The organism is Kocuria sp. LUK (assembly GCF_021012935.1).
Taxonomy (GTDB): Bacteria; Actinomycetota; Actinomycetes; order Actinomycetales; family Micrococcaceae; genus Kocuria; species Kocuria flava.
In genome coordinates this window covers 209802-227365 of sequence record NZ_JAJMZI010000004.1, presented here as the reverse complement: position 1 = coordinate 227365, position 17564 = coordinate 209802, and the positions used below count along the sequence as shown (strand labels likewise).

The 17564-nt window shown below is 73.1% G+C and carries 19 protein-coding genes; 16 read left to right on the top strand and 3 right to left on the bottom strand.

Annotated features, from left to right (window positions below):
• The first annotated feature begins 47 nt into the window (after positions 1-47).
• From LQU92_RS09000 to LQU92_RS08990, 3 genes are all read left to right on the top strand, one after another.
• Positions 48-668 (top strand): hypothetical protein, encoded by a 621-nt coding sequence (locus LQU92_RS09000; protein ID WP_230780037.1) that lies wholly within the window; start codon positions 48-50, stop codon positions 666-668.
• Positions 669-748: 80 nt separating this feature from the next.
• On the top strand, positions 749-1387 hold the full coding sequence (locus tag LQU92_RS08995; protein WP_230780034.1) for an iron transporter: 639 nt from the start codon (positions 749-751) through the stop codon (positions 1385-1387).
• A 144-nt stretch (positions 1388-1531) separates the two neighbouring features.
• Positions 1532-1879, top strand: coding sequence for a YdeI/OmpD-associated family protein (locus LQU92_RS08990; RefSeq protein ID WP_112255288.1), 348 nt, complete (start codon positions 1532-1534; stop codon positions 1877-1879).
• Between the two features lie 22 nt (positions 1880-1901).
• On the opposite strand, the gene LQU92_RS15310 is transcribed toward LQU92_RS08990, so the two are convergent.
• Positions 1902-3071 (bottom strand): alpha/beta fold hydrolase, encoded by a 1170-nt coding sequence (locus LQU92_RS15310; RefSeq protein ID WP_230780031.1) that lies wholly within the window; start codon positions 3069-3071, stop codon positions 1902-1904.
• Positions 3072-3172: 101 nt separating this feature from the next.
• Here LQU92_RS15310 and LQU92_RS08980 point away from each other — a divergent pair, with 101 nt between their 5' ends.
• Positions 3173-4057 (top strand): sugar phosphate isomerase/epimerase, encoded by an 885-nt coding sequence (locus LQU92_RS08980; protein ID WP_058857266.1) that lies wholly within the window; start codon positions 3173-3175, stop codon positions 4055-4057.
• An 8-nt stretch (positions 4058-4065) separates the two neighbouring features.
• Positions 4066-5061, top strand: a complete 996-nt coding sequence (locus tag LQU92_RS08975; protein WP_058857267.1) for a Gfo/Idh/MocA family oxidoreductase — start codon at positions 4066-4068, stop codon at positions 5059-5061.
• A 135-nt stretch (positions 5062-5196) separates the two neighbouring features.
• Here the strand turns inward: LQU92_RS08975 and LQU92_RS08970 are convergent, their stop codons facing one another.
• Positions 5197-5778, bottom strand: coding sequence for a TetR/AcrR family transcriptional regulator (locus LQU92_RS08970; protein ID WP_230780029.1), 582 nt, complete (start codon positions 5776-5778; stop codon positions 5197-5199).
• 312 nt (positions 5779-6090) lie between these two features.
• On the opposite strand from LQU92_RS08970, the gene LQU92_RS08965 reads away from it, so the two are divergent.
• The 11 genes from LQU92_RS08965 to LQU92_RS08915 all read left to right on the top strand — a co-directional run bounded on the left by LQU92_RS08965 (position 6091) and on the right by LQU92_RS08915 (position 17142).
• Positions 6091-7602: an APC family permease gene (locus tag LQU92_RS08965; protein ID WP_255667316.1), complete on the top strand. Its 1512-nt coding sequence runs from the start codon at positions 6091-6093 to the stop codon at positions 7600-7602.
• Positions 7603-7655: 53 nt separating this feature from the next.
• A complete protein-coding gene (locus LQU92_RS08960) occupies positions 7656-8000 on the top strand; it encodes a cupin domain-containing protein (protein WP_230780024.1) in 345 nt (114 codons plus the stop codon).
• A gap of 73 nt (positions 8001-8073) precedes the next feature.
• Entirely contained in the window at positions 8074-8883 is an 810-nt protein-coding gene (locus LQU92_RS08955) for a MoaF C-terminal domain-containing protein (protein ID WP_230780021.1), read from the top strand.
• A 59-nt stretch (positions 8884-8942) separates the two neighbouring features.
• Positions 8943-10271, top strand: coding sequence for an NAD(P)/FAD-dependent oxidoreductase (locus LQU92_RS08950; RefSeq protein WP_230780018.1), 1329 nt, complete (start codon positions 8943-8945; stop codon positions 10269-10271).
• Between the two features lie 132 nt (positions 10272-10403).
• Positions 10404-11840 carry an aldehyde dehydrogenase family protein gene (locus LQU92_RS08945; RefSeq protein WP_230780016.1) on the top strand — a complete coding sequence of 479 codons (1437 nt, stop codon included), beginning with the start codon at positions 10404-10406 and terminating at the stop codon, positions 11838-11840.
• A gap of 278 nt (positions 11841-12118) precedes the next feature.
• Positions 12119-12613, top strand: coding sequence for an SRPBCC family protein (locus LQU92_RS08940; RefSeq protein WP_230780014.1), 495 nt, complete (start codon positions 12119-12121; stop codon positions 12611-12613).
• 163 nt (positions 12614-12776) lie between these two features.
• On the top strand, positions 12777-13205 hold the full coding sequence (locus LQU92_RS08935; RefSeq protein ID WP_230780011.1) for a DUF1801 domain-containing protein: 429 nt from the start codon (positions 12777-12779) through the stop codon (positions 13203-13205).
• A 140-nt stretch (positions 13206-13345) separates the two neighbouring features.
• Entirely contained in the window at positions 13346-14554 is a 1209-nt protein-coding gene (locus LQU92_RS08930; protein ID WP_230780008.1) for a thiolase family protein, read from the top strand.
• On the top strand, positions 14554-15342 hold the full coding sequence (locus LQU92_RS08925; RefSeq protein ID WP_230780005.1) for an enoyl-CoA hydratase/isomerase family protein: 789 nt from the start codon (positions 14554-14556) through the stop codon (positions 15340-15342). Before LQU92_RS08930 ends, LQU92_RS08925 begins: the two co-directional genes overlap by 1 nt.
• On the top strand, positions 15339-16208 hold the full coding sequence (locus LQU92_RS08920) for a 3-hydroxyacyl-CoA dehydrogenase family protein (protein ID WP_230780002.1): 870 nt from the start codon (positions 15339-15341) through the stop codon (positions 16206-16208). Before LQU92_RS08925 ends, LQU92_RS08920 begins: the two co-directional genes overlap by 4 nt.
• A 217-nt stretch (positions 16209-16425) precedes the next feature.
• Positions 16426-17142, top strand: a complete 717-nt coding sequence (locus tag LQU92_RS08915; RefSeq protein ID WP_230779999.1) for a tyrosine-protein phosphatase — start codon at positions 16426-16428, stop codon at positions 17140-17142.
• Here LQU92_RS08915 and LQU92_RS08910 read toward each other — a convergent pair.
• Positions 17120-17536 (bottom strand): PaaI family thioesterase, encoded by a 417-nt coding sequence (locus LQU92_RS08910; RefSeq protein ID WP_058857303.1) that lies wholly within the window; start codon positions 17534-17536, stop codon positions 17120-17122. The genes LQU92_RS08915 and LQU92_RS08910 overlap by 23 nt on opposite strands.
• Positions 17537-17564: the final 28 nt, after the last annotated feature.

Sequence of the window (17564 nt, the reverse complement as noted above, 5' to 3'; positions counted from 1 at the left end):
TCCGGCGGCGGCCGGGAGCGACGACCGGCCCGCCGAAGGGAGTCCCCGTGGGAGCACCGACGATCTCCGTGGCCGTCGCCGTCGAGGCGGACGGCAGGCGCGTCCGCCTGGTCGTGACCGGCCGGCTCACCGTGGACTCCCAGTCCGCGCTGCACCCGATGATCCGCCTGGGCCTCCTCCTCACCCCGGCCACCCGTGTGGTCGTGGACCTCAGCGGCGCGCACGCCGACGACGCCGCCCTCGAGGCGCTGGCCGGACACGCCCGGGAGCAGGGCACCGGCCACCCCTCCCGGCAGGTGCGCTTTCGCCTGCCGGCCCCCATGACCCCCGCCGACGCCGAGGAGCTGCGGCGGCTGCGCGCCGAGCAGCGCCCCTGGGCGGCCGCCGGCGCGGCCCCGCACGGGACCGTGCGCGACATCCGGACCGCCCCGTCACGCCCGGCACCCGGCCGACGCCGCCGCGACGCAGGGACCTCCCCGCCCGCGCGCGCCGCTCCGGAGCGCACCCGTGCCGCGGCCCGGGCGGCGCACCCGGCGACCACCCCGGCGCGCCCCGCAGGGGACGGGCCGCCCGCCGGCGTCGTCCTCCCGTTCCGCCCCCGGTCGCAGCGCCCCAGGACCCCGGCGCGCTCCGGACCGGGCGCCCGCGGGGACGCCCAGGGCCCGTGAGCGCCCGCCCCGGAACCACCCGCCCACCCCGTGCCGGCACACCCCGCCCGGCCGCCCTGCTCCCGGAGGAACCGAGAACCATGCCCCAGCACCGACCTCTCGCCGTCACCGCCGCGCTCGCCGCCCTGCTCCTGGCCGGCTGCGGCGCCGAGGAGGCCCAGGCGCCCGCGCCCGGGACCACGACCGCTGCCCCCACGACCACGACCCCCGCCGCCGAGGGCACCGCCCCGGCCGGGGAGGTGCCCCAGGGCGTGGCCGCCCAGTACGCCGTCCTGGACGAGGAGGTCGCCGCCGAGGGCGGCCGCACGAGCTCCGGGGACTGGGAGGTCGCCTACATCGTGGAACCGGCCGAGGCCTGGTTCGAGACCACCGGGGGCGAGCCGACCCGGCGCGCACCGGCCGAGGGCGAGACCCACCACCTGGAGATCATCCCGATCGACGCGGCCACCGGCCGGATCGTGCCCGACGTCCCGGTCCGGCTGGAGGTCCTCGACGAGAACGGCGAGGTCGTGGACGCGAAGGAGCTGATGTTCTTCCACGCCGAGTTCTTCCACTACGCCAACAACTTCAGCGTTCCCGAGGCCGGCGACTACACCCTGCGCGCCACCCTGCAGCCGCCGAGCTCGCCGCGGCACGGGGAGAGCGTCGAGGAGCTGACCCTGCTGGAGCCGGCGACCGTGACCTTCGATGACGTCCGCCTGGAACCGGCCGCCCCCTGAGCCGCCCCTCCCCGGACACGCTCCGGCTCGGGTGCCGCCGCACACCGGCCTGCTGCCGCCCCGGCCTTGCCCGCCGCGCCCCCGCGGGGCACGATGCCGGGACGAGGCCGGATCCGGGCACACGACGAGAAGGGCGGAGATCCCATGACGACGACGGAGGACCACGGGGCCGGTGCGGCGGGCACGGTCCCTGCCCGCCCGGACCCGTCCGGCGAACGCCCCACGGGGCACGACCAGGACGTGCCCGGCGGGGTCGTCCACGCGCTGCCGGCGGACCTGCGCGAGGCGCTGACCGCCGACGCCGCGGTGCTCGCCGCCTGGCGGGACATCACGCCCCTGGCCCGCAACGAGTTCATCTGCTGGGTCGACGACGCCAAGCAGCAGGCGACCCGGCAGCGCCGCATCCGCCGGACCGGGGAGGAGCTCGCCGAGGGCATGCGCCGTCCCTGCTGCTGGCCGGGGTGCGCGCACCGCGAGCGCACCGGCAGGTGAGGCGGCCGGCGCCGCGACAGCTCTAGGGGAACGGCCCGGGCCCGGAGGTCCCCGCACCGGCACCGGTGCTGCGCAGCCAGGCGGTGAGCACCTGGCAGGCGAGCTCGAGGTTTCCCATCTGGCAGTGCTGGTCGGCCTGCTCGGCGCGGGTGAACATCCGCGTCGTGACACTGCGGGCACCCGTGAGCGCCCGGGCCTGGGCGCGCGTGAGCACCGGGGGCTGGAAGGCGTCGCGCTCCCCGCACAGCAGCAGCACGTCCTGGCGCACCCGCCCGCTGCCCAGGTGCCCGGCGTTCATGCCCAGGAACCAGTCCGGGACGTCGGCCGGGTCGGAGCTGTCGAGCATGTACAGGACCTGCTCGACCACCGCGCGCAGGGTCGGCGAGAGACGGGCGCGGGTCCGCACGCTGACGCGCATGAAGGACCGGTGGCGCGCCATCGCGCGGACCGGGGCCCGCAGGCCCGGCGGGAGCCGGTGCAGCCAGTCGTAGACGGCCAGCCAGGCCACGACCCGGTCGAGGCGCGGTTCGCGCCCCGCGGCGCGCAGCGCCCAGTAGCCGCCCATCGAGATCCCCACCAGCGCGGCCCGGTCGACCCGGAACCGGTCCAGCACCGCCGCGACCGGCTTCTCCCAGTCGTGGTCGGCCAGGAGTCCGTGCACCGTGCGCGCACCGCCCTGCCCCGGGCCGTCGAAGGCGATCACGTCGTGGCCGGCGGCGGCGATCCGCCGGCAGATCGGGAGGAACTCCTCGATCACCGAGTCGAACCCCCCGTGCACCAGTACGGTCGCACCGGCTCGCGGCCCCGACGCCGGCAGCGTGTAGGCCGGCAGCGCCGCGCCGGCATAGGGCACCTCGTGGCGGGCCAGACCGGGGACCGCCGCATCGAACAGCTCGCGGTACCGGCGGTAGCGCTCCGCCTTCAGCGCCGAACTCGGCGGGGTGAAGAACTCTGCGAGCCGCGCACAGCCGGCCGCTTCCCGGAGCCGCCCCTCGGCCGCGGCCCGACGGGACAGGGCCGCGAACACCGGGGCGCCGTCCGCCGTCGATCGCAGGCGCGCCGCCGCCGCGGCCAGTTCCCGGCGGTCGGCGGAGCCCAGGGCACGGGCGCGGTTGAGCTGGTAGTTGACGAAGTCCTGCCGGTGGAACCGTTCGAATCCCACGGGCAGGGCCACGAGGCCCGGGTCGTCCACGCCGTCAGCGTACGCCCGGCCCCTCCGGTGTGTCGCCGATCACGCAACAACGACTTACACTTATTGTCAAGACAAAGTGAACGAGCTGAAGGAGCCGTGCCATGCCCCAGCTGTCGATGAACGTCACGACGACGTTCCACGGCAACGTCGTCAACGACATCGCCGTGGCCAAGGCCGCGGGCTACGGCGGGATCGAGCTGCAGAGCCCGAAGCTCTACCGCTACCTCGACGCCGGCTACTCCCCCGAGTCGCTGCTGCCGCACCTGGAGGGTCTTCAGGTCACCGGGCTCGGCGCGGTGCTCGACCTCGAGCGCCAGGGTCAGGCCCGCGCCGGCTTCCTCGCCGAGGTGTCGCGGATGGCGGGTGTCGCCGAGGTGCTGGGCGCGCCGATCCTGCAGCTGTGCACCGGGCCCGTGGACTGGAACGTGGCGAAGGACTTCAAGGCCGGGAAGCTCGGCCCCGAGGACCCCCGCTACCGCGGGACACTGGGGCTGAGCGAGGACGAGGCGCTGGACGCGGCCGCGGCCAACGTCCGGGAGGCCGCCGACATCGCGGCCGGCCACGGCCTGGAGCTCTACCTGGAGCCGCTGGCCTGGTCGAACCTCAACCGGCACCGCCACTCGCTTCAGATCATCGAGCGCGCCGGGCGCGAGAACGTCGGCATCGCCCTGGACACCTGGCACTACTGGACCACCGGCGACACCCTCGAGGAGGTCGCCGCCACCCCGAAGGAGCTCATCAAGGCCGCGCACATCTCCGACGGGCTCGACCTCGACCGTGAGCACGACGTGCCGGACCAGAGCGTGCACCGCAACGTCGTCATCGGCGGCGGGGCGATCCCGCTGCAGGAGTGGATCGACGCGATCAAGTCCACCGGCTACGAGGGGTGGTGGGTCTCGGAGATGTTCAGCGACAAGGCCAACGAGCACGACTTCCTCAAGGTCGCCACCACCATGCGCAACCTGCTCGACATCATGACCTCATGAGGAAACCCATGCAGCGCTTCGCTCTGATCGGCGCCGGATTCATCGGCTCCGTCCACGCCCAGAGTCTCGCAGCCCACCCCGGAGTGGATCTCCGCTGCGTCTACGATCTCGACCCCGCCCGGGCAGCACATGTCTCCGCGGCCCACGGCGCCCGCCCCGCCCGCTCCCTGGAGGAGGCCTTCGATCCTGCTCAGGTGGACGCCGTGTTCATCGCGTCCTCGACCGACACCCACGCCGCGCACCTCCGCCGCGCCGCCGACGCCGGGATCGCCGCCCTCGTCGAGAAGCCGATCGACCTCGACCTCGCCCACGCCAAAGACGTCGTCGCCCATGTCGAGGCCGCCGGCATTCCCGCGATGGTGGACTTCAACCGGCGCTTCGACCGCGACCACGCCTCCCTCAAGCGCGTGGTCGACTCCGGGGAGCTCGGGGAGATCGCGCTCGTCCAGCTCACCTCCCGCGGCCCGTCGCTGCCGCCGATCGAGTACCTGAAGGTCTCGGGTGGGCAGATGCGCGATCAGACCGTGCACTTCTTCGACCTCGCCCGCTGGCTCACCGGCGCCGACCCGGTCGAAGTGCACGTGATGGGCTCAGCACTGTCCGATCCCCAAGTCGCCGACATCGGCGACGTCGACACCTCTATCGCGACCCTGCGCCTGCCCGGCGGGGCCCTGGTGCAGATCGACAGCGTGCGCCACACCGGCTACGGCTACGACGAACGCCTCGAAGTGCTCGGATCGGCCGGCATGGCCGAATCCGGCCGCATGCGCGCCGGCAACCTCACCCGCTTCGCCGGCCCCACCGCCACGAGCGAGGGCCTGCACCCCGGGTGGTTCGAGCGGGTCCAGCCCACCTACGCCGCCGCACTGGCGGCGTTCGTGACAGCCCTCGAGGAGAACACGCCCCCACCCGTCACCCTGCGCGACGGACTGCGCGCCCAGGCCATCGCCGAGGCCGCCACCCTCTCACTGCGCACCGGACAGCCACAGACGATCACCTACTGACCACGCCGGCGACGCCACACCCTCGGGGCTGCAGCACCCGCACCAGGTGCCGCCCCGACCCACCCGCCCGACGACCACCGGCCGCGCCCATGACGGGCGCGGCCGGTCGAGTCCGGGCTCTGACCCGGTTCTTCGCTAGGTGGCCCGCTCAGCCGCTGGAGACGCCTTGCGCCCCACGGGCAGCAGCCGCTCGACCTGGTCCATCGCCGACCGCGTCTGGTCCTCGGTGGCGACGGTGAGGCGCTGGAACACCAGTCCGTCGAGGGCGGCGAACACCAGCCGGGCCACGGCTTCGTCCGCGTCGTAACCGGCAGCGGCGAGGGCCGCCTGCATGCGCTCGACGTAGGCGCCGTACAGACGCTCGGCCGCCGGTCGCAGGGCCGGGATCGTCCGGGAGGCCAGGACCATCTCGAACTGGAAGGCCTGCCGTTCGGGAGACTCCCGGACGGCGTCCAGGACGTTGTCGGCGATCGCGCCGTGGAAGATGCGCTCGAACTCGGTACCCTCCAGGGTCCGCCGCGCCGCATGGTCCATGGCCGCCTCCAGCAGGGCCGTCTTGGAGCCGAAGTGGTGGGAGATCAGCGTGTTGTCCACCCCGGCGATCTGGGCCACCTTGCGGTAGCTCAGTGATGTCAGCCCGTCACGCCCCACCAGTTCGATGACAGCATCGAGCAGAGCCTCCCGGCCCGCCCCGTAGACCCCATTGCGTCCCGCCACTTGAGCTCCTGTCGTTGCACCGGCCCCAGACATCCTGTGCTTCTCCACGCTACCGGTCGACCCGGCCGCAGAGGCCACGTGGGCGCCTGATCGGCGCGCAGTCGAACACCCCATCACCTCCGGCGGAGAAATTTCAGCGCCACCTCTTGCCATCCAAACTCTGCAAGTGCAGAGTTGTGGTGTCACACACAGTGACTGGCGTCACTCCGGAGTTCGGCAGGAGCGGCGCTCCTCTGCTCCTCTCAGACCTGAGCTGCGCTCCGAAGGGCTGCTTCGTGCGGCTCCAGCAGCACCCGACCCCAGGGGGACCCGATGTCTTCACCCATCACTTCCGGCGCGACGGCCGGGTCGACGCCGCCGGTCACGGCCGGCCCGCACGACGCACCCGCCGAAGTGCACGCCCGGCTGTCCTGGAAGGACGCCTTCGCGATGGCAATGGCCGTCTCCGGCGGGCTCTACGTCTCCTTCGGCGCCACCGTGGCGGTGGTCGGGGGCCTGTCGGCGATGGCCCTGTGGGCCTTCGCGGCGCTGATCGGCTGGGTGCAGAACAGCCTGTTCGCCGAGATGGCCTCGATCTTCCCCGACAAGCCCGGCGGGGTGCCGATCTACGCCCACGAGGCCTGGCGGGAACGCTTCGCCCCGGCCGGGGCGCTGGCCACCTTCGGCTACTGGTTCGGCTGGTCGGCGGTGATCTCCATCGTGAGCGTGACCGCCGGGGCCGTCATCGCCGCCCGCTGGCTGCCCGAGGCCGCGTGGGTCCTGGAACTGGGGGTGGCCGAGCTGGCCCCGGCCCAGCTGATCGGCATCGGGCTGATCCTGGCCATCATGGTGCCCAACCTCTTCGGCGCCCAGCCTGCCGCCTGGGTGAACAAGGTGATCGGGGTGCTGCTGCTGGCCTCCTTCGCCGTGTTCATCGCCGCGCCGGTCGTCTCCGGGTCCTGGCAGGCCCCGAACCTCACCTGGGGCCTGGGCGATCTGGCCACCGACCCCTGGGCCACGCTCCAGCTGGCCCTGGTCTGGCTGTACCTGATCGGTTGGACCGCCTACGGCACCGAGATGTGCGCCGCCTTCATGCCCGAGTACCGGTCGACGAAGGACGGCAAGAAGGCGCTGTTCACCTCCGGGGCCTACACCTTCGGGATCTTCCTGCTCGTGCCCTTCGGCGTCGGCGGGCTCATCACCCAGGAGGAGGCCGCGGCAGATCCGGCCGGAATGTTCGTCGCCGCCTTCACCCGGGTGCTGCCGGCCGGGCCCCTGACCGACGTGATGATCCTGGCCATCCTGGCCGCCCTGCTGATGGGGGTGAACGCCGCCATGGCCGATGGCTCCCGCGCCCTCTACGGGGCCGCTCTGGACAAGCTGGCGCCCCGGCAGCTCGAGAGGACCAACCGCCACGGCGTCCCGGCCCGGGCGATCTACGCGGCGGTGGTGATGAACATCGTGCTCATCGTCTTCATCGCCAACCCGATCTCCATCCTGGTCGCGGCCAACCTGGGCTACCTGCTGGCGATCCTGCTGGCCCTGGCCGGCTTCCTCGTCCTGCGCCGCGACCACCCCGACTACGACCGGCCCTTCCGGGTGGGCCGTCACGCGGTGCCCCTGGCCGTGGTGCTGGTCGTCTACACCGCGGTCGTGCTGGTGGTCGGGGCGCTGTCCAGCGAGCTGACCGGCTACGGGGGGCCGAAGGAACTGGCCATCGGCGTCGGGATCCTGGCCCTGTCCCTGGTCCTCTACGTCTACCGCCGCCGCGTCCAGGAGCGGCTGCCCCTGCTGCGTGACCCCCGCCCCACCCCCGCGGCCGCCGCGGGGCTCGACCCCCGCTGACCACCACGTCCGCACCACTCGTTCGTACCGAGCCTTCTGGAAAGGAACCCCTCATGTCCGCAGCCCTCGCCGCCGTCCTCCACGCCGACACCGCCGCCACCGCCCCCGAGCCCTTCGAGGTCGGCACCGTCCGGTGGCTGCGCAGACCCGGGCAGGGTGGGCGCGAGGCCCTCTCGGCCGGGATCTGGGAGGTCACCCCCGAGCAGGCACCGGAGGCCTTCGACCTGCCCATCCACCAGGACGAGACCGTCTACATCGTCTCCGGCCACCTGCGCATCGCCGTCCAGGACGGGGACACCTTCGACCTCACCGCCGGGTCCATGGCCTCCTTCACCGAAGGCGCGATGACCCGCTGGCAGGTTCTGGAGCCCACCGTCGAGTTCTTCGTCTACAGCTGAGCCGGGGGCGCGCTGCGTGCGTGCCACACCGCCTGCCGCCCCTTTCTTGGCCCTCTCCGAAGGAGTTCTTCCCATGACCACCGACAGCGCGTTCCAGGACTACGTTCCCGTCGACGAGTGGCCCTCCGTGTCCACCATGCTCGACGGCTTCGGGGACCAGACCCTCCCCGCCTCTCCGGCCCTGGCCGGCAGCAGCCTCGCCCTGCACGGGGAGGACGGCCGGGTCTTCACCCTGGCCTTCCACGACGCCACCTCCCTGACGTGGACCACCAGCGCAGGGGGCTCCGATGACCGCGTGGAGGCCACTTACAAGGCCATCGAGGCCCGCCCGGGGATCTTCATCGTCGACGTCACCGACGGCGCGGGCCGGCAGATGCGCGACATCACCGTGGTGCTGAACCGCAACACCGGTGCGGCCACCGTGGCCGTCTCCGCACTCCACGAGCAGGACGGTGCGGTCAAGGGCAGCACCGAGTTCACCCACGCCCGCCTCGAGGGCACCGAGGCGGCCCACCACCGGCGCTCCGCCGGACTGGTGGGCAAGCGGATCTACTACCGCTACAGCGACGTGGAGGCCTACGAGCACATCTACCTCACCCCCGGCACGTTCGTGTGGCACTGCCTGCGCGGCGGGGAGAAGGGGCTGGCCGACGTCGACCGGACCCTGGCCTTCGAGGTCGCTGAGGACCTCTATCTCTTCTTCTGGACCGAACGGGTCATGACCGTGGAGTCGGTGCTGCTGGTTGATCTGCGCGAGCAGCGCTCGATCGGGCGGATGTTCGGCTGGGACGACACCACCGACGAACCGCTGGTGCTGCCCTTCAACTCCCGGCTGACCGTCATGAACACCACCGAGTACCCCCAGGACCACCACAAGCACTGAGTCTCGGCTCAACCCCGCATGCAGCCGAGACCCTGCCCGCCCAGTCGAAGGAAACGATCATGACCGAGAACATCAGTGACGTCGTCGTCATCGGCGCCGGTTTCGCCGGACTGACCGCCGCCCGGGAGCTGTCCCAGCGCGGCCACACCGTGACGGTGCTCGAGGCCAGGGACCGCATCGGCGGGCGCACCTGGCTCGAGGACCGGATGGGCCGCTCCCTGGAACTGGGTGGGACCTGGGTGCACTGGATCCAGCCCTTCGTGTGGGCCGAGATGGGCCGCTACGGCATCAGACCCGTCGCCGGCCCGGAGTTCACGACCGGATACCGCCGCCTCGACGGGCAGGTCGTCAAGGGTGGGGCCGAGGAGATCCTCGAACTGATGGACGGGGCCAACACCGCCCTGCTGGCCCCGGCCCGGGAGATCTTCCCGCTGCCCTGGGAGCCGCTGCACAACCCAGTCTGCACCGAAATCGACCACATCACCCTGGCCCAGGCCATCGACGACCTGGACCTGGAGCCGCAGGTGCGGGAACTGGTGCGGTCGTTCTGGGCGCTGAACTTCAACGGCCGCCTGGACGAGGCCGCCTACACCCAGGCGCTGCGCTGGGCGGCGATCTCCAACGGGAACTGGATGTTGATGTTCGAGGCCTGCGCCACCTACAAGATCGACGGCGGCACCAGGACGCTCATCGAGGCCATCCGCGCCGACGCCGAGATCGACCTGCACCTGAACACCCCTGTCACCGCCGTGGACCAGTCCGAAGGACGGGTGAGCGTCACCGCTGCCGACGGGACCCGGTTCACCGCCGCGGCGGTGGTCGTCACCATGCCCCTGGGCGCGCTGGGCTCGGTGGAGTTCACCCCGGGCCTGTCCGCGCCGAAGGCGAAGGCGGCCCAGCGCGGCCAGGCCGGGCGCGGGGCGAAGCTGTGGATCAAGGTCGCCGGGCGGCAGGAGCGCTTCGTGGCCTTCGCGCCGGCGGAGTCGCCGTTGAACTTCGTGCAGGCCGAGTACTTCGACGCCGACACCACCACCCTGGTCGCCTTCGGTCCCGACGCCACCGCCGTGCCCACCGACGACGTCGCCGCCGCCCAGGCCATGCTCGACGAGCTCGTGCCCGGGCTGGAGGTCCTGGAGGTCACCGGCCACAACTGGGTCGACGACGAGTACGCCGGGGAGACCTGGCCCATGCACTACGCCGGTCATCTCACCGAGTGCTTCGAGGACCTGCAGCGCCCCGACGGACGGGTGTTCCTCGCCGGGGCCGACTACGCCACCGGCTGGGGCGGCTTCATCGACGGGGCCATCGAGAGCGGGCTGACCGCCGCCCGCCGCGTCCAGGAGCTGCTGGCCCAGCTCAGTCCCGTGGAGGCACAGCTCACCGCCTGAGCCTTCACCCACAGACCGCCGGGGCAGGGCCGTTTCGCCGTGGCCCTGCCCCGGCCCCCGTTTTCCGTCCGGCGTCCACCCTGAACGCGCTGACCGTCGCGACCTGCTCACTCACAACGAAGGAGAACCACGATGACCGTCGAGTCCCCCACCCAGTCCACCTACGCAACGGCGGCCGACCTGCTGGACGTGCTCCAGCCCGCCCAGGGCGGTCGCACCCTGCTGGATCCGGCCACCGGTGCGGTCGTGGGCCGGGCGCCCGAGCACACCCTGGCCGACCTCGACGCGGCCGTGGCCGCGGCCCGGGCCGCCCAGCCCGGTTGGGCGGCCCTGGGCCATGCCGAGCGTTCGGCCCGGATGGTGGCCGCCGCCGAGGCTGTGGAGGCCAACGCCGAGGCCCTGGCCGAACTGCTCTCCCGGGAGCAGGGCAAACCGCTCAACGGCCCCAACGCCCGCTTCGAGGTCGGGGCGTGCGCGGCCTGGCTGCGCGCCACCGCCGCCCTGCCCCTGGAACCGGAGACCCTCGTCGACGAGGACGGCACCCACGCCACCCTGGTCTACCGGCCCCTGGGCGTGGTCGGGGCCATCGGGCCGTGGAACTGGCCGATGATGATCTCCACCTGGCAGATCGCCCCCTCCCTGCGGATGGGCAACACCGTGGTCGTCAAGCCCTCCGGCTACACCCCGCTGTCGGTGCTGGCCCTGGTCGAGGTGATCAACCAGGCCCTGCCCGACGGTGTGCTGCAGGTCGTCACCGGTGCCCGGGAGATCGGTGAGTCCCTGGTCGCCCACCCGGACGTGGACAAGATCATGTTCACCGGCTCCACTCCGGCCGGGAAGGCGATCATCCGCAACTCCGCCGACACCGTGAAGCGCCTGACGATGGAGCTGGGCGGCAACGACGCCGGCATCGTCCTGCTCGACGTCGATCCGGAGGCCATCGCCGAGACCCTGTTCTGGGGGGCGTTCCTGAACACGGGCCAGACCTGTGCGGCGCTGAAGCGTCTCTACGTCCACGCCGACGTCTACGACGCCGTGTGCGAAGCCCTCACCGAGGTTGCCGCGACGATGCCGATGGGGGTGGGCCTGGAGGAGACCAACGTGCTGGGCCCGCTGCAGAACCAGGCTCAGTACGACGTCGTCGCCGATCTCGTGGAGCAGGCCAAGGCCGGCGGCGGTCGGGTGCTCATCGGCGGCAACCCCCAGCAGGACCAGCCCGGCTACTTCTACCCCACCACCCTGGTGGCGGACCTCGACAACGGCAATCCCCTGGTGGCCGAGGAACAGTTCGGCCCGGCCCTGCCCATCGTGAAGTACACCGACCTCGAGGACGCCATCGCCATGGCCAACGCCCTGGAGGTCGGTCTGGGGGCCTCGGTGTGGTCCGCGGACACCGAGAAGGCGCGGGAGGTCGCCGCCCGCCTCGAGGCCGGCACGGTGTGGATCAACAAGCACGGCAACGTCGACCCCCGCATCCCCTTCGGCGGGGCCAAGCAGTCCGGCTACGGCCTGGAGTTCGGCGTGGAAGGCCTCAAGCACCTCGGTGCTCCCCAGGTCATCAACAGCTGAACACCGGCCACCACCGACACGGGCGGCGCCGGCACCCCTTCCCGGGGAGCCGGCGCCGCCGCCGTGCGGAACCGCCCGAGAAGTGAGCCATGCGTCAAGCGTTCCCTTGAACCACAGCGAGCGCACTCCACCCACCGGCACTCCGACATCGGCCGCCCGTCCCGTCCCGGACTCTCCCCCGTTCCCTCACCGGGAAGCCTGCAGCCCCCGCACGTCCGACGGGAACACCGGTACCGGCAGCCCTGGAGCAGGACGGGACCGGGACCTACCATGACGACATGGCCCGCACGGACACCGCCGCACGAGCGGTCCCCGCCTCCCCCGGACGCGTCTACGCCGCGCTCGTCGACCCGGAGGCGCTCACGGCCTGGCTGCCGCCGGAGGGGATGACGGCCCGCTTCGACCGCTTCGACGCCCGCCCGGGCGGGAAATACCGCATGGTCCTCACCTACGACGACGCCTCCGGCGCCCCGGGCAAGACCACCGCCGCGTCCGACGTCGTGGAGGCCCGCTTCGTGGAGCTCGTCCCCGGCGTGCGCGTCGTGCAGGCCGGGGACTTCGTCTCCGACGACCCGGCCTACGCCGGCTCCATGACCATGACGTGGGAGCTCACCCCGGTCGAGGGCGGCACCCGTGTGGAGGTCCGCGCCGAGAACGTCCCCGACGGGATCTCCGCGGAGGACCACGCCGCCGGGCTCGCCTCGTCGCTGGCGAACCTGGCGGCCCACGTGCGGTCCGCGGCCGGACACGACGGCGGCCCCGCGGCCCCCTAGCCGACGCCGTTCGACCCCCGGGTCGTGTGCGGCCCCGGTGCGGCCCGCACCGGCGTCGACGGCGGCGCGGCGGCGCCCGGCGCCGGAGCCCGCCACTACACTCGGCGGCAGGGCCGCCCGCACGGACCGGACGGCCGCGGACCGTCCCGAGGAGCGCCGACCGATGACCGACCCCCGTGCGAACGACGCCGGACCGAAGCTGCTCGCCGGCGGGAACCCGCAGATCCCCAAGGGCGAGGGCGAGGCCCCGGTGCGGGCCTACATCGCCGCGATGCCCGGCTGGAAGCGGGCCGTGGGGCGGCGCCTCGACGAGCTGGTCACCGAGACGGTCCCCGGCGTGCACAAGGCCGTGAAGTGGAACCAGCCGTTCTACGGCCACGAGGGCGAGGGCTGGTTCCTGGCCTTCCGCTGCTACACGAAGTACGTGCAGGTGCAGTTCTTCCGGGGCTCCTCGCTGGACCCGGTCCCGCCGAAGGCCTCGAAGCATCCGGAGGTGCGCTACCTCGACCTCCACGAGGACGACGACCCGGACGAGGCGCAGCTGCGCTCCTGGATCGAGCAGGCCGCCCGCCTGCCCGGCGAGCGGATGTGACGGACGGCGCCCGCCGGGAGGGCGCCGTCGTCTGTTGACCCCGCGCGCGCGGACGTGGGATTGTTAGTCGAACGTTCGGTCGGTTATTGCTGGGCACCGTCGCCCGCGCCGGCCTCTCCCGACGCGACAGGAGCTCTCCCATGTCCTCAGCCCCTCAGGCCTTCCTCGTCGGCGGCGCCCGCACCCCCGTGGGCCGGTACGGCGGCGCGCTCTCGAGTGTGCGCCCGGACGACCTCGCCGCCCTGGTCGTCAAGCAGGTGGTCACCGACGCCGGGATCGACCCGCACGACGTCGACGAGGTGATCCTGGGCAACGCCAACGGCGCCGGCGAGGAGAACCGCAACGTCGCCCGCATGGCCTGGCTGCTGGCCGGCTTCCCCGACACCGTCCCGGGCATGACCGTCAACCGCCTGTGCGCCTCGGGGCTGTCGGCGATCACCATGGCCTCGCAGATGATCAAGGCCGGGGCGGCGGACATCGTCGTCGCCGGTGGCGTGGAGTCGATGTCCCGGGCCCCGTGGGTCATGGAGAAGCCGGCCACCGCGTTCGCCAAGCCCGGGGAGGTCTTCGACACCTCGATCGGCTGGCGCTTCACGAACCCCGAGTTCAAGAAGCACGACAAGATGACCTACTCGATGCCCGAGACGGCGGAGGAGGTCGCCGCCGTGGACGGCATCACCCGCGAGGACGCCGACGCCTTCGCCGTGGCCTCCCACGAGAAGGCGATCGCCGCGATCGACGCCGGGCACTTCGCCGACGAGATCGTCCCGGTCACGGTCAGGGGCCGCAAGGGCGCCGAGACCGTCGTGGACACCGACGAGGGCCCCCGCCCCGGCACCACCGCCGAGGTGCTCGCCAAGCTGCGCCCGGTCGTGAAGACCGACGGCATCGTCACCGCCGGCAACTCCTCCTCCCTCAACGACGGCGCCTCGGCGATCCTCGTCGTCTCCGAGCGGGCGGCCGAGAAGTACGGCCTGCGCGCCCGGGCGCGCGTCGTCGACGGCGCCTCGGCCGGGGTGCCCCCGCACATCATGGGCATCGGGCCGGTCCCCGCGACCCAGAAGGTGCTCGAGCGCACCGGCTGGTCGATCGGCGACCTCGGCGCCGTCGAGCTCAACGAGGCCTTCGCGACCCAGTCCCTGGCGTGCATCCGCCGCCTCGACCTCGACCCGGGCATCGTCAACAACGACGGCGGGGCGATCGCGCTCGGCCACCCCCTGGGCTCCTCCGGGTCGCGGCTGGTCGTGACCCTGCTCGGGCGCATGGAGCGCGAGGGCGCCACCAGGGGCCTGGCCACCATGTGCGTGGGCGTGGGCCAGGGCTCGGCAATGCTCGTGGAGACCCTCTGATGGCGCCCGCGCTGACCGGGGAGTTCACCGCCCTGCGGCTCGAGGAGCGGGAGGACCGCCTGCACGTGGTCCTCGACCGCCCCGCGGTGCGCAACGCGATCGACGCGACCATGGTCGAGGAGCTGCACGCGGTGTGCGCCCACCTCGAGCGCCACCCGAAGGTCCTGATCCTCTCCGGCACCGAGGTGAACGGGAAGGGCATCTTCGCCTCCGGGGCGGACATCGCCCAGCTGCGCGAGCGCCGCCGCGACGACGCCCTGGCCGGGATCAACTCCCAGATCTTCGACCGCATCCACCGGCTGCCCCTGCCGGTGATCGCCGCGATCGACGGCTACGCCCTCGGCGGCGGCGCCGAGCTGGCCTACGCGGCCGACTTCCGCCTCGCGACCCCGCACCTGAAGATCGGCCAGCCGGAGACGAACCTGGGCATCATCGCCGCCGCCGGCGGGCTGTGGCGGCTCAAGGAGCTCGTGGGCGAGCCGCTGGCCCTGGAGATCCTGCTGGCCGGGCGGATCCTCGACGCCCAGGAGGCCCTGGCGGCCCGCCTGGTCACCGAGCTGCACGAGCCGGCCGAGCTGGTCGGCGCCGCCCACGCACTGGCCGACCGGATCGCCGCCCAGGACCCCCTGGCCGTGCGCATCACCAAGCGGGTCTTCGCCATGCCGCGCGAGGCCCACCCGCACGTCGACGAGCTGGCCCAGGCCGTGCTCTTCGAGTCGCAGGCGAAGTTCGACCGGATGCAGGCGTTCCTGGACCGGAAGCAGAAGAAGCAGGAGCAGCACGGATGACCGAGAAGCACGAACGCACCGTCCCCGCCGTCGTCGGCGTCCTGGGCGGGGGCCGCATGGGCGCCGGGATCGCCCACGCCTTCCTCCTCGCCGGGGCGAAGGTGACCGTCGTCGAGCGCGACGCCCAGGCCGCCGAGGCCGCGAGGGAGCGCATCGAGCGCGACCTCGCGAAGTCGCTCGAGCGCGGGGCGATCGACGGCAACCTCGACGCGTGGGCCGAGAACCTCACCGTCTCCCTCGACCACGCCGACTTCGCCCCGGCCGGGCTCGTCGTCGAGGCCGTGCCCGAGTCCTGGGACCTGAAGGTCGCAGCGCTGCAGGAGACCGAGCGCCACCTGGGCGAGGGCGCGTGGCTGGCGACCAACACCTCCTCGCTGTCCGTGGACGGGCTCGCCGAGCAGCTGGCCCGCCCCGAGCGTTTCTGCGGCCTGCACTTCTTCAACCCCGTGCCGGCCTCGAAGCTCGTGGAGGTCGTGCTCTCGAAGCACACCGGCGAGGAGCTGAGGACGCTGTCCGTGCAGTGGGTCGAGGGCCTGGGCAAGACCCCGGTGGTCGTCAACGACGCCCCCGGCTTCGCCTCCTCCCGCCTGGGCGTGGCGATCGCCCTCGAGGCCATCCGCATGGTCGAGGAGGGCGTGGCCTCCCCCGAGGACATCGACAACGCCATGGTGCTGGGCTACAAGTTCCCCGTCGGCCCGCTGGCGCTGACCGACATCGTGGGCCTGGACGTGCGCCTGGGCATCGCCGAGTACCTCGCCTCCGAGCTCGGGCCCCGCTTCGAGCCCCCGCAGCTGATGCGCGAGATGGTCGCCCGCGGCGAGCTGGGCCGCAAGAGCGGCAAGGGCTTCTTCGACTACGAGCAGTAGGCCCGTCCGCACCGGCCGCAGGGCCCCGGTCCCGCGCGGGACCGGGGTCCTGCGGCCGTCCGGGAGCCCGTGCCGGCCGTGCGGCCTCGCCCGGCGGCCGGGGCCCGCCCCGTCCGCGACAGGCGCACCGCCCGCCGCCCCGCGACAGCCCGGGGCCTGCGCGCCCCGGGCGGCCGTGGGGCACTCCGTCGTCGGACCGGGGGCCTACGGTGGGGCCATGGACGATCGACCGGGGCCCCCCGCCGGCTGGGACGGGGCGCTCAACGCCCGGCGGCTGGCCGGGGACGTGTGGCGGATGGGCCGCTCCGAGCGGCTGACCCCTGCCGGCTGGCGCGCGGCCGCGGCCGCGGGCGTGCGCACCGTGGTGGACCTGCGCAACGGGGACGAGCGGCGGCGCCGGCCGGAGGACCCCGTGGACGAGCCGGCCGCCCGCGCCGGGATCACCGTGCTGCACCGGCCCACCGAGGACCCGGCCCACCCCGAGTTCTCCCTCGTGGGCACCCCCTACCTCAACCACCCGCGCGCCTACCCCGACTACCTGCGGCTGTTCCCCGGCCCCGTGGGGGCGGCCGTGCGGGCGGTGGCCGCCGCCGAGGGCGCGGTCGTGGTCCACTGCTCCGCGGGCCGGGACCGCACGGGCCTGCTGGCGCTGCTCCTGCTGCGGCTCGCGGGCGCCTCCCCGGAGCGGATCCTCGCCGAGGACGAGGCCGCCGTGCGCGGGATCAACGCGTGGCACCGCGTCGCGCCGGTGCCGCACCCGGTCGAGCGCCACCACCCGCCGGAGCGGCTCGAGGCCGTGCTCGCCGACCGCAGGGCCGCCCTGGCCCCGCTCGCCCGGGGCCTCGACGCCGCGGCCTGGCTGCGCGCCGCCGGCCTCGGCGCCGGGGAGCTGACCGCCCTGCGCGAGCGGCTCAGCCAGCCGGGCGGTCCTTGAGGAAGTTCGTGATCCGCACGGTGCACAGCCGGGTGCCGTCCTCGTGCTCGATGAGCACCTCGTGGCAGGTCAGGCTGCGGCCGAGCTGGATCGCCGTCGCCGTCGCCCGCACGGTGCCGTCGGTCGAGGACCGGTGGTGGGTCGCGTTGACGTCGACCCCCACCGCGACCTTGCCCATGGTCGAGGCGTGGATGACCGCCGCCCACGAGCCCACGGCCTCCCCGAGGGCGACCATCGCCCCGCCGTGGAGCAGGCCCAGCGACTGCCGGTTGCCGGCCACGGGCATCGTGGCCACCACCCGCTGCGCGGACTGCTCCAGGACGGTCACGCCCATCTTCTCGTCCAGCTCGCCCAGCACGATCCGCCAGGGCTCGGGGGTCTCGGTCGCGGTCATGGAGCTCCTCGGTCGGGGGTCGGGGCCG